Source organism: Mesosutterella multiformis, from assembly GCF_003402575.1.
Lineage (GTDB): Bacteria > Pseudomonadota > Gammaproteobacteria > Burkholderiales > Burkholderiaceae_F > Mesosutterella > Mesosutterella multiformis.
On the sequence record NZ_BGZJ01000001.1, the window covers coordinates 441,057 to 464,296 of the forward strand.

Annotated in this window: 22 protein-coding genes; 10 read left to right on the top strand and 12 right to left on the bottom strand. The window is 60.9% G+C overall.

Features of this window, described 5'->3' with window-relative positions; translation table 11 throughout:
* Positions 1 to 38: 38 nt before the first annotated feature.
* The 3 genes from M4NBBH2_RS01990 to mpl are packed head-to-tail and all read right to left on the bottom strand — an operon-like array spanning position 39 to position 4,143.
* Positions 39 to 2,090 carry a ribonuclease catalytic domain-containing protein gene (locus M4NBBH2_RS01990; protein ID WP_116269503.1) on the bottom strand — a complete coding sequence of 684 codons (2,052 nt, stop codon included), beginning with the start codon at positions 2,088 to 2,090 and terminating at the stop codon, positions 39 to 41.
* 18 nt (positions 2,091 to 2,108) lie between these two features.
* Complete coding sequence (locus M4NBBH2_RS01995; protein ID WP_116269504.1) at positions 2,109 to 2,708, bottom strand: YqiA/YcfP family alpha/beta fold hydrolase; 600 nt, start codon at positions 2,706 to 2,708, stop codon at positions 2,109 to 2,111.
* Between the two features lie 22 nt (positions 2,709 to 2,730).
* Positions 2,731 to 4,143 (bottom strand): UDP-N-acetylmuramate:L-alanyl-gamma-D-glutamyl-meso-diaminopimelate ligase, encoded by a 1,413-nt coding sequence (gene mpl, locus M4NBBH2_RS02000; RefSeq protein ID WP_370685255.1) that lies wholly within the window; start codon positions 4,141 to 4,143, stop codon positions 2,731 to 2,733.
* A gap of 75 nt (positions 4,144 to 4,218) precedes the next feature.
* On the opposite strand from mpl, the gene M4NBBH2_RS02005 reads away from it, so the two are divergent.
* The 6 genes from M4NBBH2_RS02005 to M4NBBH2_RS02030 all read left to right on the top strand — a co-directional run bounded on the left by M4NBBH2_RS02005 (position 4,219) and on the right by M4NBBH2_RS02030 (position 9,759).
* On the top strand, positions 4,219 to 4,869 hold the full coding sequence (locus tag M4NBBH2_RS02005) for a hypothetical protein (protein WP_116269505.1): 651 nt from the start codon (positions 4,219 to 4,221) through the stop codon (positions 4,867 to 4,869).
* A 292-nt stretch (positions 4,870 to 5,161) separates the two neighbouring features.
* On the top strand, positions 5,162 to 5,647 hold the full coding sequence (gene accB / locus M4NBBH2_RS02010; protein WP_116269506.1) for an acetyl-CoA carboxylase biotin carboxyl carrier protein: 486 nt from the start codon (positions 5,162 to 5,164) through the stop codon (positions 5,645 to 5,647).
* A 5-nt stretch (positions 5,648 to 5,652) separates the two neighbouring features.
* Entirely contained in the window at positions 5,653 to 7,002 is a 1,350-nt protein-coding gene (gene accC, locus M4NBBH2_RS02015; protein ID WP_116269507.1) for an acetyl-CoA carboxylase biotin carboxylase subunit, read from the top strand.
* Positions 7,003 to 7,033: 31 nt separating this feature from the next.
* On the top strand, positions 7,034 to 7,942 hold the full coding sequence (gene prmA, locus M4NBBH2_RS02020) for a 50S ribosomal protein L11 methyltransferase (RefSeq protein ID WP_116269508.1): 909 nt from the start codon (positions 7,034 to 7,036) through the stop codon (positions 7,940 to 7,942).
* 14 nt (positions 7,943 to 7,956) lie between these two features.
* A complete protein-coding gene (locus M4NBBH2_RS02025; protein WP_116270563.1) occupies positions 7,957 to 8,799 on the top strand; it encodes a zinc-ribbon and DUF3426 domain-containing protein in 843 nt (280 codons plus the stop codon).
* A 21-nt stretch (positions 8,800 to 8,820) separates the two neighbouring features.
* Positions 8,821 to 9,759, top strand: coding sequence for a carbohydrate kinase family protein (locus tag M4NBBH2_RS02030; RefSeq protein WP_116269509.1), 939 nt, complete (start codon positions 8,821 to 8,823; stop codon positions 9,757 to 9,759).
* A gap of 57 nt (positions 9,760 to 9,816) precedes the next feature.
* Here M4NBBH2_RS02030 and tolA read toward each other — a convergent pair whose 3' ends face one another.
* From tolA to tolQ, 3 genes are read right to left on the bottom strand one after another with little or no spacing between them, the layout of a single operon-like run.
* Positions 9,817 to 10,827, bottom strand: coding sequence for a cell envelope integrity protein TolA (tolA, locus tag M4NBBH2_RS02035; protein ID WP_116269510.1), 1,011 nt, complete (start codon positions 10,825 to 10,827; stop codon positions 9,817 to 9,819).
* A gap of 6 nt (positions 10,828 to 10,833) precedes the next feature.
* The gene (locus M4NBBH2_RS02040; protein WP_022444067.1) at positions 10,834 to 11,265 is read right to left on the bottom strand and encodes a biopolymer transporter ExbD; all 432 of its coding nucleotides are present in this window, start codon (positions 11,263 to 11,265) and stop codon (positions 10,834 to 10,836) included.
* A 5-nt stretch (positions 11,266 to 11,270) separates the two neighbouring features.
* Positions 11,271 to 11,945 carry a protein TolQ gene (tolQ, locus tag M4NBBH2_RS02045; protein WP_022444068.1) on the bottom strand — a complete coding sequence of 225 codons (675 nt, stop codon included), beginning with the start codon at positions 11,943 to 11,945 and terminating at the stop codon, positions 11,271 to 11,273.
* Positions 11,946 to 12,076: 131 nt separating this feature from the next.
* Between tolQ and M4NBBH2_RS02050 the strand changes: the two genes are divergently transcribed.
* Genes M4NBBH2_RS02050 through M4NBBH2_RS02065 form a run of 4 tightly spaced genes read left to right on the top strand, consistent with a single transcriptional unit; the run spans position 12,077 to position 18,525 of the window.
* Positions 12,077 to 14,320, top strand: a complete 2,244-nt coding sequence (locus M4NBBH2_RS02050; RefSeq protein WP_116269511.1) for an ABC transporter substrate-binding protein — start codon at positions 12,077 to 12,079, stop codon at positions 14,318 to 14,320.
* The gene (locus M4NBBH2_RS02055; RefSeq protein ID WP_116269512.1) at positions 14,317 to 15,294 is read left to right on the top strand and encodes an ABC transporter permease; all 978 of its coding nucleotides are present in this window, start codon (positions 14,317 to 14,319) and stop codon (positions 15,292 to 15,294) included. Before M4NBBH2_RS02050 ends, M4NBBH2_RS02055 begins: the two co-directional genes overlap by 4 nt.
* 10 nt (positions 15,295 to 15,304) lie before the next feature.
* On the top strand, positions 15,305 to 16,699 hold the full coding sequence (locus tag M4NBBH2_RS02060) for an ABC transporter permease (protein WP_116269513.1): 1,395 nt from the start codon (positions 15,305 to 15,307) through the stop codon (positions 16,697 to 16,699).
* Complete coding sequence (locus tag M4NBBH2_RS02065; protein ID WP_116269514.1) at positions 16,696 to 18,525, top strand: ABC transporter ATP-binding protein; 1,830 nt, start codon at positions 16,696 to 16,698, stop codon at positions 18,523 to 18,525. The genes M4NBBH2_RS02060 and M4NBBH2_RS02065 overlap by 4 nt, the downstream gene beginning before the upstream one ends.
* Here M4NBBH2_RS02065 and ruvB read toward each other — a convergent pair.
* The 6 genes from ruvB to M4NBBH2_RS02095 form a co-directional block, all read right to left on the bottom strand.
* Complete coding sequence (gene ruvB / locus M4NBBH2_RS02070) at positions 18,522 to 19,550, bottom strand: Holliday junction branch migration DNA helicase RuvB (RefSeq protein WP_116269515.1); 1,029 nt, start codon at positions 19,548 to 19,550, stop codon at positions 18,522 to 18,524. The two genes, M4NBBH2_RS02065 and ruvB, sit on opposite strands and share 4 nt — an antisense overlap.
* A 38-nt stretch (positions 19,551 to 19,588) precedes the next feature.
* On the bottom strand, positions 19,589 to 20,173 hold the full coding sequence (ruvA, locus tag M4NBBH2_RS02075) for a Holliday junction branch migration protein RuvA (protein ID WP_116269516.1): 585 nt from the start codon (positions 20,171 to 20,173) through the stop codon (positions 19,589 to 19,591).
* On the bottom strand, positions 20,170 to 20,760 hold the full coding sequence (gene ruvC / locus M4NBBH2_RS02080) for a crossover junction endodeoxyribonuclease RuvC (protein WP_116269517.1): 591 nt from the start codon (positions 20,758 to 20,760) through the stop codon (positions 20,170 to 20,172). Before ruvC ends, ruvA begins: the two co-directional genes overlap by 4 nt.
* Positions 20,761 to 20,783: 23 nt before the next feature.
* Positions 20,784 to 22,193 carry a signal recognition particle protein gene (gene ffh / locus M4NBBH2_RS02085; protein WP_116269518.1) on the bottom strand — a complete coding sequence of 470 codons (1,410 nt, stop codon included), beginning with the start codon at positions 22,191 to 22,193 and terminating at the stop codon, positions 20,784 to 20,786.
* 143 nt (positions 22,194 to 22,336) lie between these two features.
* On the bottom strand, positions 22,337 to 22,954 hold the full coding sequence (gene ampD / locus M4NBBH2_RS02090) for a 1,6-anhydro-N-acetylmuramyl-L-alanine amidase AmpD (RefSeq protein WP_116269519.1): 618 nt from the start codon (positions 22,952 to 22,954) through the stop codon (positions 22,337 to 22,339).
* A 10-nt stretch (positions 22,955 to 22,964) separates the two neighbouring features.
* Positions 22,965 to 23,237, bottom strand: coding sequence for a PP0621 family protein (locus M4NBBH2_RS02095; protein ID WP_116269520.1), 273 nt, complete (start codon positions 23,235 to 23,237; stop codon positions 22,965 to 22,967).
* Positions 23,238 to 23,240: the final 3 nt, after the last annotated feature.

Below are 23,240 nucleotides of genomic sequence, written 5' to 3' on the forward strand. Positions count from 1 at the left end.
TAGCATAAGCAGGAAAAAAGCGGAACACTCCTTTTTCATTACGGTGCCGGAGCGGCGTCGGATTCCGGAGCAGATTCAGCGGCAGGTTCGGCCGCGGATTCCGGGCTTTCCGCCGGGGCTTCAGGCGCGCCGGCTTCGGCGGCTGACGCGGCGGCTTCCTCAGGCACGGCTTCCGGCGCCTCTTCCTCAGGCTCCTCGTCACCCAGCTCCTGCACTTCGTCTCTCACTTCCTTAAGGCGAACCTCGAGGACGAGCCCGATGTAGTCAAGGCCGAGGATATCGAGCACCACCTTCTTGCCGCGCGGCAGCTCCGGGAGCCCCGGCACGCGCTGCGTGAACGGGATGCCGTCAAAGCGGACGAGGTCACCCTTCACAACGATGCCCTCAATCTGCTTCACATTTTCCTGAGCGATCCAGCGAAGCGACCAGTAGCGCTCCATCCGGGTCTGGAAGTCCTTGTAAAGACCGTAAATATTCTCGAACTGCGCGACGATCATGAAGAAGTCGGAGTCATTCCGCTCGTAGGGAGGCTTCTCTCCCATCACGGTCGCGATGATCTGCTGCTGATTCACAAGGTCAACGTAGCGGCGGAGCGGTGACGTGCACCAGGAGTAGCGCGCCACGCCGAGGCCGTCGTGCGGGCCTCCGACCGTGCTCATGCGGACGCGGCCCATTCTCTGGCTGCGGTAGATGCCGGCCGTGCCGTGCTCTTCAAGCCACTCGCCCCAGACGCTGTTCGCGAAAATCATGGCCTCAGCCACCACGAGGTCGAGCGGTTCGCCGCGCCGGCGTCCCTTCACGTGAATGATGGCGTCTTCGCCCTCACCCTCCAGATCAAAGAACCAGTCAATCTTTCCCTTCACCTCAGGGCGTCCCCGCACGGCCTCGCGCTCCGCCTGCAGGTGCTTCGCGAAGTGCCAGAGGTAGCGGATATCCTCCGCGTGCGGAATCGTGAGCGTGCCGGCCTCAACCGCCTCTTCCGACACCTGTTCATCCCACTGGTCGTAACGGAGGTTGTCGCCCATCCGGATCCGCTCAAGCCGCGTATCGGTTGAGAGCACACTCATCGTCTCGTCATCCACCATCGCGTAAAGCGAGAGGCAGGGAACAAGGCGCCCCTCGTCGAGCGAATACGCCTTCACCCAGTTTTCAGGGAGCATCGTGGTCTTAAGACCCGGCGCGTAGACGGTCGACATACGGTTCCGGACGAAGAGATCCATCGGATCCCCGCGCTGCATGCCGATGGAAGGCACCGCGATATGGATACCGATCCGGGTCTTGCCGCCCTCCATGTGAGTGACGGACGTCGCGTCATCGATTTCGGTCGTGCTCGAATCGTCGATCGAGAACGGCACGGCGTCAGAGACCGGAAGGTCATCTCCCCGGCCTTCAGGCGGCTGCGGGAGGGTATCCGGGAAGCCAGCGCCCTCCGGGAAATTCTCGGCGTAGAACGAATCGACATGCCAATGCCACGGCGACGCGATCGCCTTCAGTTCGAGGAGGAGCTTAAGCGGCGTCATGCGGCGTTCGGCCGCGGCGTCAGAAAGCGCCTTCCACTCGATGCTGTTCTTATCCGCGTGAATCAGGAGCCCGATCGGATCAGCGCTGATCTCAGGCGGCACGGTGCCCGCAACGAGCTCCGCGGTGATGGCCTTCTTATGCTCTTCCTGCTTACGCTTTCTCTCAAGCGCCTCAAGCGCCCGCTTCAGGATTTCTTCCGGTGCCGCCTTGAAGCGGCCGCGGCCCTTGCGGTAGAAGTAGACCGGCGACTCATAGAGCTTCATCAGGAGGCCGGCCTTCGCGATATTTGTTTCCTCGTCCCCGAAATACTCAGCCGCCAGATCCTCGTAGCTGAACTCATCCTTCGGTGCCACCTCCCAGAGGAAGCTCGGATCGAGTTCCGCGGCCTGCGCCTGGGCCTTCTCCATGAAGGCCTGAGGCGACGGCTGCTCGAAGCTGAAGAAGACCTTGGAGCCCTTCACCTTCGTGCGCTTTCCGGTCGAAAGCTCCACCTGATAGGTTGCGCTCGTCGAAGAAAGTACAGACCCGGCCTTGAAGGAGCCGTTGTCGTCAAAAAAAAGATTGGTCATATGTGTTGCAGCCGGAATTCAGTTTGAGTCGGCCGGCGAAGGCACCGCTTCAGGGCGCGTGGCGCAGAAGTCGGTTATTGCCGGACTGTATTGGTCAAAGTTGCTGATCTGATGATCGCCCTGCGGCACCAGTACGCGTTTCGCTGTCTGGTATTTTCTGTCCGCCTCGTGCCAGTCGAGGACTTCGTCCGCGGTGGAGAGCAGCACGAGATAGCGGGTAGGCATTGTAATCGCTGGAGTATCCAGTCTGAGGAGCTGATCAGCGTAGTCCTCAGTAATCACCACACGGCGCTTTCCGCCGTATGTCTCCTGCTCACCCAGAAAATCCCGGACAAGCTCCCAGGGGCGCACCACCGGGTTCAGGAGCACCGCGCGGCACCCGGTTTTCTCCGCGAGCCACGTCGCGTAAAACCCGCCGAGACTGGATCCCACAACGGTCAGCTCCTCTGGCGGCATCCCCGCCGTAAATCTCGCGAGCATCGCCGCTACCTGATCCGGAGACATCGTGAGATCCGGAGCGAAGAAGGGGATCCCACGCCTCTTATGTTCAAGCGCGAGGATTCTCCCCTTTTTCGAGTCAGGAGAAGAGAGAAAGCCGTGAAGATATATGGTCGCCATCCAGTCTCAGCCCTCCTCCCGCTCAGGATGCCTTTTCGCGGAGCGCGGCGAGAAGCTTTCCATGCACGCCGCCGAAGCCCCCGTTGCTCATCACGAGAATGCTGTCGCCAGGCGCCGCGTAGGCTGCCGCTTCCTTTACGAGAAGATCAAGATCGGTGTAGGTGTGAGCCTTATCACCGAGCGGCGCGAGCGCCTCTGCCTCATTCCAGCGGACACCGGCCCCGGCGTAGCAGAACACCTGATCCGCGTCACTCAGAGACCCCGGAAGCGCCGCGCGCATGGTACCCATCTTCATCGTGTTGGAGCGGGGTTCAAGCACCGCGATGAGGCGCCCCTTGCCGTAGCCGATCTTCCCGCGGAGCGCGGCGATCGTTTCGCGGATCGCGGTCGGGTGATGCGCAAAATCGTCGATCACCGTAACCCCGTCCTCAGTTCCCTTCACTTCAAGGCGGCGCTTCACGCCGGAGAAGCTTTCCATCGCGGCGATCGCCTCACGCGGATCCACGCCGGCGTCGCGAGCCGCGGCGATTGCGGCAAGCGTGTTCAGCTGATTGTGACGCCCGAGGAGCGGGCTCTTCAGAATGCCGAAAGACTCACCCCGGAAGGCCACTTCGCCATCCTCGGAAATCGTCCAGCCATTCTCCGAATCAAACCGCTCCACCCGGCTCCAGCAGCCCATCTCGAGCACCCGGTCCAGCGTCGCGCTCTGACCGTTCGCGACGATGAGCGCCTTCTGCGCCATCGTGCGCACGAGGTGGTGGAAACTCTTCTCGATCGCCTCGACATTCTCAAAGATGTCCGCGTGATCGTATTCGAGGTTATTCAGAATGGCGGTGCGGGGACGGTAGTGCACAAACTTGCTTCTCTTATCGAAGAAGCAGGTGTCGTATTCGTCGCCCTCAATCACAAAGTACGGGCTCTCAGGCGACAGCCGCGCGCTGTGGCTGAAGTTCGACGGCACGCCGCCGATCAGGTACCCAGGAGCCTTGCCGCAGGCTTCAAGAATCCAGGCGAGCACCGAGCTCGTCGTGGTCTTGCCGTGCGTGCCGGCCACCGCCATCACGTGGCGTCCCTGCAGAATATGTTCGCTGATCCACTGCGGACCCGAGGTATACGGTTCCCCGGCATTCAGAATCGCTTCGAGAAGCGGGTTGCCGCGCGAAATCGCGTTCCCGATCACCCAGAGATCCGGATGAATCGACAGCTGCTCTTCGCCATACCCTTCATAGAGCTCAATACCGAGACCGCGAAGCTGATCGCTCATCGGCGGGTAGACCCCCGCGTCGCACCCCGTGACCTTATGCCCCGCCTGAACAGCGAGCTGCGCCACGCCGCCCATGAAAGTTCCGCAAATTCCTAGGATATGTATGTGCATTGGATAACGCCTGCATCCGGCCGCGTCCGGCTTCGGATGCCTCAGAAAAAAGATGCTCATCATTGTAGCGGCTGAGGCAGACCCGCTAAGGCGTCTCCGCTAGACTAGCCGGGGTGAATTGTTTCAGAGTGAAGCATGGATACTGAAATTGAAGAAGCCGCCGCTTACGCGGCGCGGCTGATTGTGGATCAGCACTGCAGCTGGGCGCTCGCCCGGACAAAACTCACCGAGGCGTTCGGCAAGCGCTGCCCGATGCCGTCGGGAGCGGATGTGGAAACCGCCGTGCGGGAGCATCTCAGCATCTTTTATCCGGATCATCCAGCGCTGCTCGCCGCGCTCCGCGCGGAGGCGGCCGCTGTCATGCGGGATCTCGCTGAGGCCGGCATCACGGCCTACCTTGCGGGTCCCGTGCTGAACGGCGCGGCGACTGATGACTCCAATATCACGCTTGAATGCTTCGCGGAAAGCGGGAAGGACGCGGAGCTCGCACTCCTCAATCTCAATATCAACTGGGAGCCGATTGACCCGCAGGCCACGCCGTCCCTTCACCCGATGGAGGCGCTCGGGTGGCTGCGCCCCATCCGGCGGGGCTCCCCGCTCTCACGCCTCCTCCCCTTCGCGCACTCGGTCGGCGTCTCTCTTGAAGTGCTGCCGCTCCGGGATCTCGGCGCGAATCCAAGGAAACGCGCCCCGGATATCTATCAGACCGATATCGAGGCTTCAGGCCGCGCGTCACTCGATGACCTTCTCAGCCTGCTGCGCGACACCGCACATCATCCGGATTAACCTATTTTTGAGAATCCGGGGTTTTCTGTTCTGCGCATTGTCTCTTACAATCGCAGTCGGAGATTTTTAACGCTTTTTAGCGACATTTCACGGCAAAATAGAGGTTGCCCGCTTTTTCCGGGACTCCCGCAGGACGCGAAAGGCACTGAGAAAAGCGAAAAATTCTGAAGTATCTCTATAAGTTATCTACTGATGCCGGTTCTTGCTGCATGACAGCCACTGCCGGCTTGTTAAGACAAAATCGGACGGCTTTCCTACCCGGTAAAAGAGCCAGTCTGAAGCGAAGGACATTATGGATCTGAGAAAAATTAAAACCCTGATCGACCTCGTGCGCGAAAGCGGCGTTGCTGAACTCGAGGTTAATGAAGGCGAAGATCATCTCCGTATTGTGAACACCCACGGCACCGCCTCGCCCCTGCCCGCAGGCACCGTGCTCACCGACCTTTCCGCGTTTTCCGCTCCGGCCGCTGCTGTTCCCGCGGTTCCGGCCGCCGCTCCCGCTCCGGCTGCCGCGGAAGCTGCCCCGCAGCCCGCAGTTCCTGCCGGCAAGCCCGTGACGAGCCCGATGGTCGGTACGTTCTACCGTTCTCCTTCGCCTGAAGCGAAGCCGTTTGTCCAGGTGGGCGACACGGTGAAGAAGGGCGACACGCTCTGCATCATCGAAGCCATGAAGCTGCTGAACGAGATTGAAGCGGAAGAAGACGGCGTGATCAAGGAAGTCCTCGTTGAAAACGGACAGCCTGTTGAATTCGGTCAGCCTCTCTTTATTCTTGGATAAAACCCATGTTTGGAAAGATTCTTATTGCCAACAGAGGGGAAATCGCGCTGCGAATCCAGCGCGCCTGCCGCGAGCTCGGCATTAAAACGGTAGTCGTTCACTCGATGGCGGACGCTGACGCGAAGTACGTCCGCCTCGCTGACGAGAGCGTCTGCATCGGACCCGCTCCCTCCTCTCAGTCCTACCTGAACATTCCCGCGATCATCGCTGCGGCCGAAGTGACGGACGCAGAGGCGATCCACCCGGGCTACGGCTTCCTCTCTGAAAACGCGGACTTTGCCGAACGCGTTGAGCAGTCAGGATTTGCCTTCATCGGACCGCGTCCTGAGACGATCCGCCTGATGGGCGACAAGATCCAGGCGAAGAAAGCCATGATTGAAGCCGGCGTGCCCTGCGTGCCGGGCAGCGAAGGCGCTCTGCCGGATGATCCGGATGAGATCCGCCGCATCGCGCGCGAGGTCGGCTACCCCTGCTTCATCAAGGCGAGCGGTGGCGGCGGTGGACGCGGCATGCGCGTGGTCCGCAGCGAAGCCGCGCTTATCAACTCCGTGAAACTCACGAAGCAGGAAGCGAAATCCGCTTTCGGCAATCCTGAGGTCTACATGGAGAAGTTCCTCGAGAATCCGCGTCACATCGAAATCCAGATTCTCTGCGACAACTTCAGAAACTGCGTTTACCTCGGCGAGCGCGACTGCTCGATGCAGCGCCGCAACCAGAAGGTGATGGAAGAGACGCCGGCTCCCGGCATTCCGCGCCGTCTGATCGACCGCCTCGGCAAGCGCTGCGTCGAAGCCTGCAAGAAGATCGGCTACCGCGGCACGGGCACCTTTGAGTTCCTGTACGAAAACGGCCAGTTCTACTTCATCGAAATGAACACCCGAGTGCAGGTTGAGCACACGGTGACCGAGGAAGTGACGGGCGTCGATATTGTCGCGGAGCAGATCAAGATCGCGGCCGGCGAACGGCTCGAGCTGAAGCAGCGCGATATCCAGATCAACGGTCACGCGATCGAATGCCGAATCAATGCTGAGGATCCGTACACCTTCGTGCCGTCTCCCGGAAAGGTCACTGCCTGGCATCTGCCCGGCGGCCCTGGCATCCGTATCGATACGCATGTGTTCGCCGGCTACACCGTGCCGCCTTACTACGACTCGCTTATCGCGAAGCTCGTGGCGCACGGCCACACCCGCGAGCAGGCTATTGCCCGTATGAGCATCGCTCTCTCGGAATTCGCGGTTGAAGGCATCAAGACCAACATCCGGCTTCACCGCGATATCATGGCGGACGAAAAAGTGCGCCAGGGCGGTGTCAGCATCCACTATCTGGAAGAGAAGCTGAAGACGCTTCATTCCTGATCGGCAGTACCCCGGCATCCTAGGAGAAAAAATGCAGGAAATTACGCTTTACGCCGACCGCGGCAATGCTGAAGCGATCGGCGACATGCTGATGGAAGCCGGGGCTAGCAGCTACACGACGCAGGACGCAGACGCGGATACGCCGTCTGAGTCCCCCCTCTTCGGCGAACCGGGTCTGGAACCCAAGGTCCAGGCCTGGAACCGCTCGCTTCTTACTGTCCTCGCGGACGATGGTTTCGACTGGAAAACATCGCTCGCCGTGATCGAAAAGGCGCTCGGCATTGAGAAGCTTGAAGTGAAGTCCGTGGAAGCTGTGCCTGATGTTGACTGGGTCCGCATCACGCAGGCTCAGTTTCAGCCGATCCAGGCCTCGCGCAGGCTCTGGATTGTGCCCTCCTGGTCCGAACCGCCGTCCCCTGACGCGCTCAATATGAAGCTCGATCCGGGCGTCGCCTTCGGCACCGGAAGCCATCCGACCACGCATCTCTGCATTCAGTGGCTCGATGAGAATCTGAAGAAAGGCGAAACCGTTCTTGACTACGGCTGCGGCACCGGCATTCTCGCGATCGCGGCCGCCATGTTCGGCGCGGGCTCGGTCGAAGGCTGTGATATCGATCCGCTCGCGGTTGAAGCCTCCCGTTTCAACGCCGAAAACAACGGCGTGACCGGAAACTTCTGCCTTCCTGACGGGATTCCTGCCGGGAAGCCTTATGATATCGTCATCGCCAACATCCTCTGCAATCCGCTGATTTCGCTTTCTCCCACACTCTGCGGCCATGTCGCCGAGGGCGGGCAGCTGGTGCTGTCGGGCATTCTCGATGACCAGGTGGACCGTATCATTGAAGCGTTCCGCAAGGCGGATCCTGCCATCACGCTCTCGCGGTGGCGTTCTGAAGAGGGCTGGAATGTCCTCAGCGCCCGGAGGGCGGCTTCGCTTTAAAAGGCTTCATCTCTATGGCTCTTGTTGTTCGCTGTCCCATCTGCGGCTGCATCTATCAGGTAACTCCGGAAGACCTCGAGGCCGACAACGGGCGGCTTCGCTGCGGCATCTGCCAGACCCGGTTTGATGCCTCGGAGACGCTTCGCAAGGTGGATGACGACGTGCTCGACGGTCTTCTGAACCGCCGCGGCTCTGCCCCCGAACCGAGAGCCGCAGAGACGCCGGCTGCTCAGCCCGCCGCGGCGCGCCCTGCGGCTTTTTCCGCTTCTCCCGCGTCCGAACGGTCCATGCCGAACGACGCTCAGGAAGAAAAGCGCCCCGTTTTCAGCCGTCTGAATTCACTTTCCCCGAAACTCGGCTCAGTCACCATTCCGACCGCCGTGAAACGGGGTAATCGTCTTTTCTGGCCGATCGGCGTTGCTGTCCTGATTCTCGTCATTCTCTGGCAGCTGCTGTCGCTCTTCGGCCCCGTGCTCGGCCGCTACGTGCCGGCTGTGCTTTCAGCCCGCCAGGCGGTCTGCGGCGTGATTCCCTGCCCCGGTCCCGGCAGTGAAGGCGTGAATCCCTTCGCGGTTGAGAATTTCGCCCTGACCCCGATCACGATGGATAGCTATGAGATCCATCTGACGCTCGCGAATAACGGCGCGGAGAGCCTTCCGCTTCCGGTGCTTGAGGTGACTTTCACCGATGACCGCGGCCTTATCGCGATCCGCCGCCTCGTAAAGCCTGAGGAATACGCGGGACAGGGTTCCGGCACGCGGCTTGGCGCCGCGAAGACGCTCCCTGTACGCTTCGCCTTCACGCTTTCCGGCAGCCACCCCGCTTCCTGCACCGTACGCGCGGTGCCCCAGAACTGATCGCGCTGGCGGGGAACCGCGATGGCTATTCTGATTTCAGGCTCCGTCGCCTATGACAGCGTCTGCTCCTACGGCGGACGGTTCGATGAGATGCTGCTCCCCGATGAGCTTTCGCATCTCAACCTCACCTTTCTCGCGGACACCCTGGAACGCTATTTCGGCGGCTGCGCCGGCAATATCGCCTGGGCAATGAAAGCCGCGGGAGGCTCCCCACGGCTTCTCGCGATGCTGGGGAAGGATGGAGCCGCTTACCGAGACCATCTGGACAAAGCCGGGATCGATTCCCGCTTCGTGAAGGACGCACCGGATGAGTGGACCGCCCAGGCCTTTATTACCACGGATTCTCTCGGAAACCAGCTCACGACGTTTCACGCCGGTGCGATGGACCTCCTCCAGGTGCCGGACCACGAAGCGCTTTCAGGCGTCTCTGCCGCGCATATCGCACCGGGCGGCCTTCGCTCCATGGCGTCTCAGGGAGAGCTCTATCGGAAGCTTGGCATCCCCTACGTTTTTGATCCCGGCCAGGCGACATCGCAGCTGTCGCCCGCGGCTCTGACGGAGCTCTCTCTCGGATCCATGCTGATCTGCGTTTCCGAGTATGAGGAAAAGCTCCTCGCTGACCGCACAGGGCTCGATAGAAAAAAGCTTGTCACGCCTTCCCGCTCGCTCCTCGTCACACGGGGAGGAGAAGGATCCGTGATTTATACCGAGGAGCGGGAGATCCGGATCCCGGCCGTACAGCCGCTTCGTATCGCGGATCCGGTGGGAGCCGGGGACGCCTACCGCGGAGGACTCCTTCGGGGACTGGAACTCGGTCTGCCCCTGGAAACCTGCGGCCGCATCGGTTCCACCATCGCGTCCTTTAAGCTTGAGGCACCGGGCGGCCAGGCGTACAGCCCGACTCTGAGCGACATCGCCGCCCGCTACCAAATGGTGTGGGGCACCCCTTATCCCGGATAACAATACGCCGTCCGATCATTGCTGAAAGGACGGCGTCTTTCTTAAAACTCCAACTGTTTACTTCGAGTCGATCGGGTCGAAAGTGAGCGTCACTTCACCCGGCATCGGCGTACCCGGCACGGTCGGGAACTTCGGGCACTTCGCGATAGCGCGCTCCACCGCGCTGTCGTAGCCCGGGAGCCCGGAGCCGCGGGTCTTATGCGGAGCACCGATCTGATCCCCGGTCGGCATCAGCCTCACGCGGTAAACCGCCTGATGCTGGCCGCGGCGGATGCCGGACGGAACGTTAAAGATGATGTTCGGACGGATACAGGCCGTCACGCGGGCGATAAAGGCCGCTTTTGCGGATCCCGAGAGATTCTGGAACTGAGCCGTACGGTCACCTGTCGGAACGCCAGCGGTCGTCTGGGAAGGCTTTCCGCCCGCCACACGGGCAAGCTCCTGGCCTCTCACCTTCGCCATCGCGTTCTGCCTCGCGGCCTGAGCGAGACGGGCAGCTTCAGCCTGACGGACTTTCTCCATCTGAGCCTTGGCAGCCGCCTGACGGCGCTGTTCATCGGCGACCGCCTTCTTCTTCGTTTCATCAGCCGCGCGCTTCGCGTCCGCGATCCGCTTCTGCTCTTCCTGCTGAGCCTTCAGCTGCTCAGCCTTCTGCTTCTTCGCCTTTTCCTGGGCCGCAACAATATCGGCCTTCCGTTCTTCCGCAAGCGACTGCTTCGGAGCCGGAGCGGGGGCAGGGGCAGGAGCCGGTTTCGGAGCCGGCGCAGGCGGCTCAGGCTTAGGTTCAGGGGCTGGGGTGGATTCCGGAGGCGGGGGCTCCGCCGCGCCGTCATCTCCCTTCACCGGACCGCCGTGCTCAGATGTGCCGCTGGTCGGGACAGATGCCCAGAGCTCCGCGTACACCTCCTCATTCTGCGTCTTCCACTGGAAGGCGAAGAGCAGCGCGACGAAAAGCGCCGCATGGATCGCAAGCGCGAGCAGAAAGGCCTTTTTCAGGTCTCTCTTCCGGGGCGTCGCGCCGGGGCGGGCGTCCGTTGCCGTGCTGGAGGAACCAAGCTTCATTTTCATAAGTTGCTACTTCCCGCCGTCAATCTGAAGGGCGAGCCCGACCCTCTCGACATTGGCTTTCTGAAGGTTCTTCATCACGTTGATCACCTGGTCATACTTCACGTCGCGGTCTGCCGAGATCACGACAGGAACAGGGTTCCCGCCGCTCGCCTTCTCGGCATCCTGAACGTAGCTGATGAGACCGGGCATATCCTGCGGCGTGAGTTTCGCGCCATCCTTGATCGCAAGCGACCCATCTGCCTGAACGACAACGGAAATCACTTTGTCAGGGGCTTTGGATGCCTTCGCAACCGTCGGCAGATTGACAACGGAAGGTTCAACAAACGGTGCCGACACCATAAGAATCACGACGAGAACAAGCATCACGTCGATATACGGCACGACGTTGATTTCTGACATCACCTTGCGGCGGCTGCCTTCCGGCCGAAGTGAACTCATGGCTCTCAGCTCCTCTGCCTTTCGAGAATGTTCAGGAACTCCTCGGTGAAGGCGTCAAACCGGTTGAAGAGACGACCGGTGGATGTGGCGTAGAAGTTATACGCGGCCACAGCTGGAATAGCCGCGAAAAGGCCGATAGCGGTAGCGACAAGCGCTTCCGCAATGCCGGGGGCCACCACGGCGAGCGACACATTGGTGAGCGTGGAGAGGCCGGTGAAGGCATTCATCACGCCCCAGACCGTGCCGAACAGACCGATGTAAGGCGAAACCGAACCGATGGAAGCAAGAATCGAGAGGCCGCTCTCGAGACTATCCATTTCACGCTGGTAGACCGCCCGCATGGCGCGCTTCACGCCGTCCAGCACGTGCGCGGAATCAATGCCGCGGTCCTGCAGCTTCGTGTACTCAGCCATGCCGGCCGCGAAAATCTTTTCTTCCGGACCGCTCTTATCGCGGCGCATCTGAGCGCCTTCAAAGAGCGAGCCAAGATCGGCGCCGCCCCAGAACCGCTTTTCAAAATCTTCCGTTGCCTTCTGGGCACGCTGCACCTGGAACCACTTCTGGAAAATCATGGTCCAGCTGATCACGGAGAGCGCAAGGAGGATGGTAAGGACAATCTTCACGACAATAGAGGCGTGAAGAATCAGAGAAATAATGGACAAGTCTGCCGAGGCTGTCATTTATGGGCCTTTTATCCCTGTAACAGAAACAGGAGTACTGAAATGTTCCGTGACAAAGCACCGAAAATAATCGGCTAAAGTATAGGCGGTGGCAGGGACAGCGTGTTTCGGGGAAACATTAGGAAACTTTTATGGAGTTCAGTCTTTTCAGCCCGAAAGCGGCTCGGTCGGCAGGACGCCGTTTTCTTTTGCTCACGTCCCTCGGACTCGCGCTGCTCGTCTCAGCCTGCGGCCCGGTGAATTCACCGAGACCCGGCACCAATGGCAGCGAAAATACGCTGTACTCCCCGTTCTCCGGCAGAAGCCCGAAAACCCTGGATCCCGCGGTTTCTTATTCATCTGACGAAACCGCCTACGTGTACAGCATATACGAGCCACCCTATCAGTACCATTATCTGAAAAGACCGTATGAGGTGGTGCCGCTCACAGCGGTGTCACTCGCGGTTCCCCGCTATTTCGATAAAGCGGGCCGCGAGCTCCCGCAGAACGCGGATCCGTCTCTCATTGCGGAAAGCCGCTACAGCATCCCGATCCGGTCCGGAATCCGTTTCGCGCCGCATCCGGCTTTCGCGAAGACCTCGGACGGGAAACCCGCCTACTTTGATCTCGCCCCCGAAAAAGCCGCCGCGCTGAAGAGCCCGCTTGACCTCCCGCTCAAAGGCACCCGCGAGCTTACGGCAGAGGACTATGTCTACGCGATCAAGCGGATCGCGTCGCCGCGCGTCGTCAGCCCGGCCTTCTCAACGCTTTCCTCCCACATCATCGGGCTCCGCGAAATGCGGGACGCCATCCGGCGAGAGGATGCCGCTGAGCACCATCCTGCGTTTCTTGATCTGCGGAAGATTCCATTCCCCGAGAATGGTGTCTCGGCTCCCGACCCGCATACGCTCGTGATCCGGATCCGGGGCAAGTACCCGCAGTTCCAGGACTGGCTCACGATGAGCTTCTTCGCCCCGGTCCCGTGGGAGGCCGAAGCGTTCTACGCGAATCCGGGATTTAAGGAGAACAGTATCGGGCTCGCCTGGTGGCCGGTCGGCACTGGTCCCTACATGATGACGGCGTACGAAGAAAACCGACGTCACGTGCTCTCGAGGAATCCGGATTTTCACTTTTCCGCCTACCCCTGTGAGGGAGCTCCGGGGGATCGTGAAAAAGGGCTGCTCGCTGACTGCGGAAAGCCTCTCCCCTTCATTGACCGCATCGTTTTTACGATGGAAAAGGAAGCGATTCCGCTCCGCACCAAGTTCCTTCAGGGATACTACGACAGCCCCGCGATTGACCGCTCGGATGTCGGACAGGGGTTCCTCGTCGAAGCCGCGGATTCGCCGGAACTCGCGCGCGAGTACGCCGAGAAAAAGATCCAATTCCCCCGCACTGTTGACCTCTCAAACGGCTACCTCGGCTTCAACATGATGGATCCGGTGGTAGGCGCCGGAAAGACGCCTGAAGAGGCCGCGCGTCACCGCGCGCTCCGTCAGGCGATTTCGATCGCGATCGACTGGGAAGAGGAAATCGCGATTTTCCAGAAGGATCAGGCGATCCCGCTCATGGGACCGATCCCGCCGGGAATCGATCCCCGGTTTAATGAGATGAATCCGGTGGTGTACCGCATGACCGCTTCCGGCCGGCCGGCGCGGCGCTCTCTCGCGGACGCCCGGGCGCTCATGGTGAAGGCTGGCTACCCCGGCGGCCGTGACCTCAGAACCGGGCGGCCGCTGACACTCGCGCTCGACTTCCAGCAGTCCGCCTCGGATGCGAAGCCGCTTCTCGACTGGTATCAGAAGCAGTTCGCGAAGCTTGGCATTCAGCTTGAAATCCGCGCGACCGACTACAACCGGTTCCAGGACAAGATGATCCGGGGATCCGATCAGATCTTCCTCTGGGGATGGCTAGCTGACTATCCGGATCCGGAAAACTTCCTCTCGCTCCTCTATGGGCCGAACGCCAAAGCGGTAACCAAGGGAAGCGGGGAAAATGCCGCGAACTACCGGTCGCCTGAATTTGACCGGCTCTTTGACCGCATGAAGTACCTCGACGAGGGACCGGAAAAAGATGCCGTCGTGCAAAAAATGATTCAGATTGTTCAGGAGGACGCCCCCTGGAGCTTCGGCTACGCGCCGCGGTCCGCGGCTGCCTACCATCAGTGGGTGGGGAACGCGAAGCCCTCCGCCATGGTCCGGAATTCGCTGCAGTACCTGAAGCTGGATACACCCCTCCGGGCTGAGAAAATCCGTGAGTGGAACCAGCCCGTCTGGTGGCCGCTCATTCTCCTCGCGCTGGGAGGCGCCGCGGCTGCCGCGCTCCTCATCCGCGCCGTGAAGAAACGCTCCCGGCTTGACGCCTTCGGCCGCGACACCGGAAAGGAGAAATCATGATCCGCTACCTGCTCCGCCGGATTGTCTACGGATTCCTGATCCTGCTCGGCGTGAATCTGCTCACCTTTCTCATCTTCTTCGCCGTGAACACGCCGGACGACATGGCGCGCATCGCGATCGGCGGCAAGTATGTATCCGCCGAAGCGATCGCGGACTGGAAGCACGTGCATGGATACGATAAGCCGCTCATCTGGAACGGCAGCGCGCCCGGCACGGAAAAAGTGACGAAGACGATTTTCTGGGAACGGTCTGTGCCGCTGCTCCGGATGGATTTCGGAACGAGCGACCGGGGCCGCAGCATCAATAAGGAAATCGCGGACCGCGCGTGGCCCTCCCTCGCGCTCGCGCTTCCGACATTTCTGCTCGGCGTGATCGCAATGACAAGTCTCGCGCTCCTCATCGTGCTCTTCAGGCGAACGCGGCTCGAGTCCGGAGGGCTCGTCGGCTGCGTCATCCTGATGTCGATCTCAAGCCTCTTCTACATCATCGTGGGGCAGTGGCTTTTCGCGCGCCTCATGAAACTCGTGCCGATCTCGGGATACGCGAACGGCTGGCACGCCGCCGTATTCCTGATCCTTCCGGTCGCGATCGGGGTTCTCTCCCGCATGGGGAGCGACACGCTCCTCTACCGCACGATGTTCCTCGAGGAGATCGGAAAGGATTACGTGAGAACAGCGCGCGCGAAAGGAATGCCCGAATCCCGGATTCTCTTCCTCCACGTTCTCCGGAATGCGTCTCTCCCGATCATCACGTCGACCGTTGCCGTGATCCCGCTTCTCTTCATGGGGTCGCTTGTCATGGAAAGCTTCTTCGGCATTCCAGGTCTCGGCAGCTACACGATCGACGCAATCAATGATCAGGACTTTTCGATTGTCCGCGCGATGGTTTTCCTCGGCACCGCGCTCTATATCCTCGGTCTGATCCTCACCGACATTGCTTACACGGTCGCGGATCCCCGGGTGAGACTGAGCTAGGAGGTCCGACATGCCGCTTTTCGTCTTTCTGCCGACTGACGCCGTGATGTGGCTCATCACCGCGGTCCTGATCGCGTCCTTCATTTACGTGCGCCGCAGCCCCCGGACCCGGGAAAAATGGAGCCGGGTCTTTTCCCGCCCCATCCCGCAGGCGTCCTGCGTGATTCTTCTCGTCTTTTTCGTTCTGGGACTCGCGGACTCCATTCACTTCAGGCCGCAGCTCGCGTCTGCCCCGGGAGAATCCCCGGCGTATTCCGCCTCCACCGTGTCGCTACTCGACAGCACCGTGGGGAACTGGATCGCCGGGCGCGAGCGGAGCTACTCCTCTCCCTTCGCGATTACCGAGTTTGATAAAACCTCGGCTCTCGTGGACGGGAAACCCGTCCGGATCTTCGCCCACCTGAAGGGGATCACACCGGATGCGAAAACCGCGTCTGACCGAAACCGCGATGTGGCGCTCCGGGCGCTTGCCGCGCTTTCGGTCTGGGCCCTCGTGTCGGCCGCAGCGGCCGCGCTGATTCTCAGCCGCACACCGGCGGTCCCCGGGGAAAAGCGTTCCGCGCGTCTCAGACGGGCAATCAGGGGCCGCGGAGGGTTCGCCGCAGCCGCATCCGGCCTCATCCTCGCCGCACTCCTTCTTCTCTTCCTCTGGAGCGCCTATCACCCGTTCGGCACTGATAAAACGGGAAACGATGTTCTCTATCAGGCCGTAAAGAGTCTCCGCACGGCTTTTGTGCTCGGGTCACTCTCCACGATCACGATGCTCCCGTTTGCCGTGTTCTTCGGGATCGCCGCGGGGTTCTTCCGCGGCTGGGTGGATGATGTCGTGCAGTACCTCTATACGACGATCAGCTCAATTCCCTCGGTGCTTCTGATCGCGGCCACAGCGCTCATGATTCAGGTTTTTATCGATCAGCATCCGCTGCTTCTCCCGACCTCCCTTGAACGGGGTGACGCGAAGCTCTTCTTCATTGCCGCGATCATCGGTGTCACGGGCTGGGCGTCACTCGCGAGACTCCTTCGCGCCGAAACCATGAAGCTCTCAGGGCTCGACTTCATTACGGCGGCCCGCGCCTGCGGTACGCCCTCCGGCGTCATCATGCGCCGGCACATTCTCCCGAATGTGCTTCACATCATCCTCATTGTGTCGGTGATCGGGTTCTCGGACATTGTGCTTTACGAAGCGGTGCTTTCCTATATCGGGGTCGGCGTCGATCCTTCGATGAATTCCTTTGGCTCGATGATCAACGCGGCACGGAACGAAATGTCCCGGACACCGACCGTCTGGTGGAATCTTTTCGCGGCCTTCATCTTCATGGTCGCCGTGGTGCTGAGCGCGAATCTCTTCGCCTCTGCGGTCCGCGACGCCTTTGACCCGAGGTCTTACAGCGGGAGCGGAAAATGACGGACGAAAAAACTCTCCTTGAACTGCGGAACCTTGAAATCGAGGTGGATACGCCGCGCGGGCCGATCCGCCCGGTGAGCGGCATTTCGCTCAGCATCCCGAAAGGGAAAACGCTCGCGCTGGTTGGGGAGTCCGGCTGCGGAAAATCGATGACCGCGCTTTCCGTCATGCGGCTGCTGCCCGGGAACGCCCGGATTCTATCCGGCACGGATACGCTCTCGGGTGAGGATCTTTTTCCGGTCCCGGAAAGCGTCATGCAGGCGGTGCGGGGCCGCCGGATCGGAATGATCTTCCAGGAGCCCTCCACGTCGCTTAACCCCGTGATGACGGTCGGGGATCAGATTGGCGAAGTGCTCTCCCGGCACCTTGGGCTGAAAGGAAAGGAGAAAACCGAGGAAGAGATCGCCTGGCTCCGCCGGGTCGGCATTCCGGAACCTGAGAAACGCGTGAACGCGTTCCCGTTCCAGCTTTCCGGCGGGCAGAAACAGCGCTGCATGATCGCGATGGCGCTTGCCGGTGACCCGGACCTCGTGATCGCGGATGAGCCGACCACGGCGCTCGATGTGACGCTGCAGAAACAGATTCTCGATCTGCTTCTCAGACTCCAGGCGGAACGCAGTCTGTCGCTTCTCCTCATCACGCATGACCTCGCGGTTGTCCGCAAGATGGCGCATTACGTCGCGCTGATGTACGCGGGAGAAATCGTGGAGCAGGCGCCGGCGGATGAATTCTTCTCTCACCAGGCTCACCCTTACGCGAAGCAGCTTCTCGCGGCTCTCCCCTCAACCGCCCGGAAGGGGAAGCTTCTCGCCAGCATCCCCGGCACCGTCCCGGACTTTCTGCAGCCGATCGAAGGCTGCCGGTTCGCGCCCCGCTGTCTCTGGGCCGTGGACGCCTGCCGTGAGGGGACGATTCCTCTGAAACCGATCTCAGACGTTCACGCCTGCGCCTGTATCCGTCCTTACTCGGAAAAGACCCGGACTGACGATGAGCCGCCGCTTCCCCCGAAGGCCGCGCCCGGCCGGACGCTTCTTGAAGCGAAAGGGCTCCGCGTCTGGTTCCCGGAAGGACGGAAACTCTTCCGCACGGATAAAGACTATGTTCACGCGGTGGACGGGATTGATATCACGCTGCGGGAGAATGAGACGCTCGCGCTGGTCGGCGAATCCGGAAGCGGCAAAACCACCGCGGGAAAAGCCATCCTGAGGCTTCTCGGAAAGGAAGCGAAAATCTCGGGAAGCATCCGGATCTGCGGTGAGGACACCGCTTCTCCGAAGGGAAAGAACCTCAAGGCGCTGCGGCAGGCCGCGCAGATCATTTTCCAGGATCCCTTTTCGTCGCTCGACCCCCGGATGACCGTCGGTGAGACGCTTCTTGAAGCGCTTGAAAGCCTGCGCCCTGATATGAGCCGGGAAGAAAAGTCAGAGCGGATCCGGGGACTCCTCAGCCGGGTGGGACTCCGGGAGGATGCCCTGAGACGCTATCCGCATGAGTTTTCAGGCGGTCAGCGGCAGCGTATCGCTATCGCGAGAGCGCTCGCCCCGGAGCCGAAACTCATCATCTGTGATGAGCCCACTTCAGCACTGGATGTCTCGGTTCAGGCACAGATTCTGAATCTCCTCGGCCGCATCCAGCGGGAAACCGGAATCGCGTATCTCCTCATCACGCATAACTTCGGCGTGGTCGAATACATCGCCGATCGGGTGGCGGTGATGAGGTCGGGGAAAATTGTGGAAGAGGGGCCGCTTGAAGACGTGCTTCAGCACCCCGCCTCCACCTATACCCGGGAGCTGCTTGACGCAGTCCCGAGACTCGGCGGTATTTAGAAGAGGTCTGACTGACCGCCCTTCGACTGCGTGTAGCCGAAGTGGCGGTAAGAGGCTTCAGTCGCCACGCGGCCGCGAGGCGTCCGCTGAATGAAGCCCTGCTGGATGAGGTACGGTTCGACGACATCCTCCAGCGTATCGCGCTCTTCGCCGACCGCGGCCGCGAGGTTATCAATACCGACAGGGCCGCCTCCGAATTTCTCGATAATCGAAAGAATGAAGCGCTGATCCATGCCGTCAAGCCCCTTCGCGTCGACACCCAGCATCCGGAGTGCGCCGTCCGCGACGTCCCGCGTGATCACGCCGCCATGCTTCACCTCCGCATAGTCACGGACACGGCGAAGGAGCCGGTTCGCGATACGGGGCGTGCCGCGGCTTCGCTGCGCGATCTCACGGGCACCGTCAGGCTCCACCTCGACATTAAGAAGCTTCGCCGACCGGCAGACAATCTTCGAAAGTTCCTCAACCGTATAGAACTGCAGCTGATTCACAATGCCGAAACGGGCCCGGAGCGGGTTCGTAAGCATGCCGGAGCGGGTTGTCGCGCCGATCAGCGTGAAGGGCGGAAGATCGAGCTTGATCGAGCGGGCAGCCGGTCCCTCGCCGATCATGATGTCAATCTGGAAATCTTCCAGCGCCGGGTAAAGGATTTCCTCGACGACAGGAGACAGACGATGAATTTCATCGATGAAGAGGATGTCCCCCTTCTCGAGATTCGTGAGAATGGCAGCAAGATCCCCGGGGCGCTCAAGCACAGGGCCTGAGGTCTGACGGAGATTCACTCCCATTTCGTTTGCCACGATGTGGGCAAGCGTCGTTTTCCCGAGGCCCGGAGGCCCAAAGAGCAGCAGATGGTCGAGCGGCTCGCCGCGGCGCTTTGCCGCCGCGATGAAGATCGACAGCTGATCGCGCACAAGCTCCTGACCGACATACTCGGAGAGCAGTGTCGGGCGAAGCGCCCGGTCGACGTTTTCTTCGTTCGGCGAAACGGCTGCCGCCGTCACGATCCTTTCAACATTTTCCATTCTTTCTGTCCTGCCTTATCAAGCCCCGGCGTACCGTCTCAGTTCCGATAGCGAAGCGCGATACGGATGCCTTCCGCGGCCGTCGCGTCAGGCGGAATATTGCGGGCAGCCGCCGCGGCGTCGCGTTCGCTGTAGCCGAGCGCCACGAGACCCGCGATAACATCGGCCTGAACGCTGCTCGGCGCGGTGCCCTGGGGACCCACGGCGGCGGCTTCGAGTTCCGGCCCCAGCTTTCCCTTCAGCTCGAGGACGAGCCTTGCCGCGGTCTTCTTTCCGATACCCGGAACACGCGTGAGGAGATCACTCTGCTCATTCGAAACGGCGGAGGCCAGATCCTGCACAGACATCCCGGAGAGGACAGCGAGCGCGGTCTTGGAGCCGATACCGCTCACCTTCACGAGCGCCTGGAAAGCGGACTTCTCCTCGCGGGTCAGAAACCCGTAAAGCAGAATTGCGTCCTCACGCACCACCATCTGCACGTAGAGCCTCACCTCACGCCCCGCGTCCGGCAGATTGCAGAAGGTCGACATCGGAACGGCAAGCTCGTAGCCCACACCGTTCACGTCGAGCACGATGCCCGTTGTCTGCTTCTCTTCAAGCTTTCCCTTGAGGATCGCTATCACGGTTTATCTCCTTTCATTTCCGCGACCCGGGCGGCCCACGCCCGGCGGGATGATTTCGCGCCGCCGCGCGAAGTGAAACGGGCGTTGCCCATCGAGGTTTTGGCGGCCCCGGTAAGCGCTGTCATCGCTTCAGTCTGCGCAGCTGTCAGCGCGCAGGCCATAGCGTCCGCCGCGTCCGCCTGAGGATTCTCAGGCAGGCTGAAGATACGGACCATCATCGCCTGGATCTGCGGCTTCTCAGCCCGCCCTGAACCGGTGACCGCCTGCTTGATTTCGGTCGGCGTGAATTCCCGCACCGGGAGCCCCGCGACCGCGGCGCTGCAGATCGCGGCGCCTCGCGCCTGACCGAGAAGCAGCGTCGACTGCGGATTCACGTTGGCAAAGACTTTTTCGCACGCCGCAATATCAGGGTGATACTCAGCCGCGAGCTCCTGAATGCAGCGGAAGATGTGGGAGAGCCTTGAAGACAGCTCTCCCTTAGGCACGCGGAAGACGCCCGCGGTGATCAGCGTAAAACTGCCGGCATTCATGTCGATCACGCTGAACCCCGTTTTATTGAGACCAGGGTCGATCCCGAGAATCCTCATTCCGCGGTTTACTCCTTACAGGATCAGAACGGACGGCCGCCGCCGAAGCCCGGGAACCCTCCCCCCATGCCGGGGAAGCGGCCGCCGGCCATGCGGAGCAGCTTCGAGAGTCCGCCCTTCTTCATGCGCTTCATCACTTCAGTCATCTGATCGTACTGCTTCAGAAGCTTATTCACTTCCTGCACAGGGAGCCCCGCACCGGCTGCGATGCGGCGCTTGCGGCTTGCCTTGATGAGTTCCGGGTGATGGCGCTCAGCCGGCGTCATCGAGTCGATGATGCCGATCGTGCGGCGGATCATGCGGTCCGCGTCAGCGTCAGACACATTCTGCTTCGCGGCCGCTTCCTGCATCGCGGCCGGGAGCTTATCGATGAGGCTTGACATGGATCCCATGCCGCGCATCTGAATCATCTGCTCACGGAAGTCATTCAGATCGAGACGGCCGGACTTTCTCACGCGGTCAGCGATCTTCTTCGCCTTTTCGGCGTCGATATTCGATGTGACATCGCGCACCAGAGCGACGATGTCGCCCATGCCGAGAATGCGGCTCGCCATGGCTTCCGGATTAAACGTATCGAAGCCGTCGAGCTTTTCGCCCGTACCGATGAACTTGATCGGCTTACCGGTCACCTGGCGGACAGAAAGCGCCGCGCCGCCGCGGGAGTCACCGTCCACCTTCGTGAGGATGATGCCGGTGAGCGGCAGCCGGTCGTTGAAAACTTTTGCCGTGTTGATCGCGTCCTGGCCCACCATCGCGTCGACCACGAAGAACGTTTCGATCGGCTTCAGGAAGGCGGACAGGTCTGACGCTTCCTGCATCATGCGCTCATCAATCGAGAGGCGGCCTGCCGTATCGACGATCAGCACGTCGAAGAAATGACGCTTTGCGTAATCGAGCGCCGCGGCTGCAATGTCGAGCGGCTTCTGATCAGTCGTGCTCGGGAAGAATTCAGCGCCGGCCTGCTCAGACACCGTCTTCAGCTGTTCGATAGCCGCAGGGCGGTAGACGTCAGCGGAAACCGTGAGAACCTTCTTCTTCTGATTGCGGATCAGCCAGCGGGCGAGTTTGCCGGCAGTCGTCGTTTTACCGGCACCCTGAAGACCGGCGAGCAGGATGATCGCGGGAGGCGTGCAGGCGAGATTGATCTCGCGCTCCTTCTCGGGCAGATCGCCGCCGATCACAGCCGTCAGCTCACGCTGCACGATGCTCACGAGAACCTGGCCCGGGTTCAGGCTTCCGACCACTTCCTCGCCGAGCGCCTTTTCCTTGATGCGGTTCGTGAGTTCACGCACGACCGGCAGTGCGACGTCGGCCTCCAGCAGCGCCAGCCTCACCTCGCGGAGCATCTCCTTCGAGTTTTCTTCCGTAATGCGGGCCTGACCCCGCATGGTCTTCACAACTTTGGCTAAGCGCTGGGTAAGAGTATCAAGCATTTTTCTGTATGAATAATAGGGTGGCCCGGGAGGGCATCCGGCGCAGACTGGTTCAATGCGCCTGCCCGCCAGAGCAGAGAATTAGCGTCAGGCGGCGTCAGCGAGACGCCGCCCGTGCTGTGTGATTTTAAAGTGTTGGGAGCTTAAATAGTGAGCCCGCACGCTTTAAAGAACGGAAAGGAGACCCCGCAGCCGAGGATCTCCGGCACCGCGAGCCGGCTCCAGTCGAAGAACGGACCCGGATCGGTCTTCCGGCCAGGCGCGATATCGCTGTGACCGGCAACGGCCCGGATCGGATAGCGGAGGATGATCGCCCGGGCGAGCTTTACGAGAGCCGCGTACTGCGCCTCTTCAAAGGGACAGAAATCCGTTCCCTCAATCTCGATCCCGATCGAAAAATCGTTGCAGCGGCTCCGGCCTTCAAAGGAGGAAATGCCGGCGTGCCATCCCCGCGCTGTGCAGGGAAGAAACTGCGTCACGGTTCCCGTACGTTCAATCAGGAAGTGAGAGGCGACATGAAGGTCACGGAGCGACTCAAAGGTCGGATGCTCATCCACTGAAAGACGGTCTGTGAAGAATCGCTGCACGCATCCCGTCCCGAACTCTCCGGGCGGAAGCGAAATATTGTGGATCACGAGAAGGTCAATCGGAGACCCCGCCGGACGCTCGTCCGAATGAGTGCTCGGGCAGCGGACGGCGCCCTCTGCCCAGCCTTCATCGCTGATTCTGAAAGACGGCTCGCAGCCAGTTTTCCTCAGCATGCTCTTCTTCTCAGTCGAGCCTCGCGCACTTCTTCGAGCAGTAGAGTTTGCCGTTCTTCACGACTCCCTCATTCTTCGGGAAGAACGTGCCGCAGTGAGGGCACTGCGCCATTTCGCCCGAGGAGGCCACATCACGGTTCCGCTCGCGCTCTTCGAGCCGGCGGCGCATCTCGCACAGTTCTTCCTCCATCTGTTCCTTCTCACGGCGCTGCTTCTGGCGGGAGAAATAGACTAAGGCAACAACAATGATGATGATCCACGGGAGTAGTTTAATCAGACCCATTTG

Bases quoted from the DNA above. Each gene is read 5' to 3' on its own strand.
- M4NBBH2_RS02005 (WP_116269505.1), top strand. From the start codon at position 4,219: ATGGATACTGAAATTGAAGAAGCCGCCGCTTACGCGGCGCGGCTGATT.
- accC (WP_116269507.1), top strand. From the start codon at position 5,653: ATGTTTGGAAAGATTCTTATTGCCAACAGAGGGGAAATCGCGCTGCGA.
- tolA (WP_116269510.1), bottom strand. From the start codon at position 10,827: ATGAAAATGAAGCTTGGTTCCTCCAGCACGGCAACGGACGCCCGCCCC.
- M4NBBH2_RS02040 (WP_022444067.1), bottom strand. From the start codon at position 11,265: ATGAGTTCACTTCGGCCGGAAGGCAGCCGCCGCAAGGTGATGTCAGAA.
- M4NBBH2_RS02095 (WP_116269520.1), bottom strand. From the start codon at position 23,237: ATGGGTCTGATTAAACTACTCCCGTGGATCATCATCATTGTTGTTGCC.
- tolQ (WP_022444068.1), bottom strand. From the start codon at position 11,945: ATGACAGCCTCGGCAGACTTGTCCATTATTTCTCTGATTCTTCACGCC.
- M4NBBH2_RS01990 (WP_116269503.1), bottom strand. From the start codon at position 2,090: ATGACCAATCTTTTTTTTGACGACAACGGCTCCTTCAAGGCCGGGTCT.
- M4NBBH2_RS02055 (WP_116269512.1), top strand. From the start codon at position 14,317: ATGATCCGCTACCTGCTCCGCCGGATTGTCTACGGATTCCTGATCCTG.
- M4NBBH2_RS02065 (WP_116269514.1), top strand. From the start codon at position 16,696: ATGACGGACGAAAAAACTCTCCTTGAACTGCGGAACCTTGAAATCGAG.
- ffh (WP_116269518.1), bottom strand. From the start codon at position 22,193: ATGCTTGATACTCTTACCCAGCGCTTAGCCAAAGTTGTGAAGACCATG.
- prmA (WP_116269508.1), top strand. From the start codon at position 7,034: ATGCAGGAAATTACGCTTTACGCCGACCGCGGCAATGCTGAAGCGATC.
- ruvC (WP_116269517.1), bottom strand. From the start codon at position 20,760: ATGAGGATTCTCGGGATCGACCCTGGTCTCAATAAAACGGGGTTCAGC.
- ruvB (WP_116269515.1), bottom strand. From the start codon at position 19,550: ATGGAAAATGTTGAAAGGATCGTGACGGCGGCAGCCGTTTCGCCGAAC.
- mpl (WP_370685255.1), bottom strand. From the start codon at position 4,143: ATGAGCATCTTTTTTCTGAGGCATCCGAAGCCGGACGCGGCCGGATGC.
- M4NBBH2_RS01995 (WP_116269504.1), bottom strand. From the start codon at position 2,708: ATGGCGACCATATATCTTCACGGCTTTCTCTCTTCTCCTGACTCGAAA.
- ampD (WP_116269519.1), bottom strand. From the start codon at position 22,954: ATGCTGAGGAAAACTGGCTGCGAGCCGTCTTTCAGAATCAGCGATGAA.
- M4NBBH2_RS02030 (WP_116269509.1), top strand. From the start codon at position 8,821: ATGGCTATTCTGATTTCAGGCTCCGTCGCCTATGACAGCGTCTGCTCC.
- M4NBBH2_RS02025 (WP_116270563.1), top strand. From the start codon at position 7,957: ATGGCTCTTGTTGTTCGCTGTCCCATCTGCGGCTGCATCTATCAGGTA.
- accB (WP_116269506.1), top strand. From the start codon at position 5,162: ATGGATCTGAGAAAAATTAAAACCCTGATCGACCTCGTGCGCGAAAGC.
- M4NBBH2_RS02050 (WP_116269511.1), top strand. From the start codon at position 12,077: ATGGAGTTCAGTCTTTTCAGCCCGAAAGCGGCTCGGTCGGCAGGACGC.
- M4NBBH2_RS02060 (WP_116269513.1), top strand. From the start codon at position 15,305: ATGCCGCTTTTCGTCTTTCTGCCGACTGACGCCGTGATGTGGCTCATC.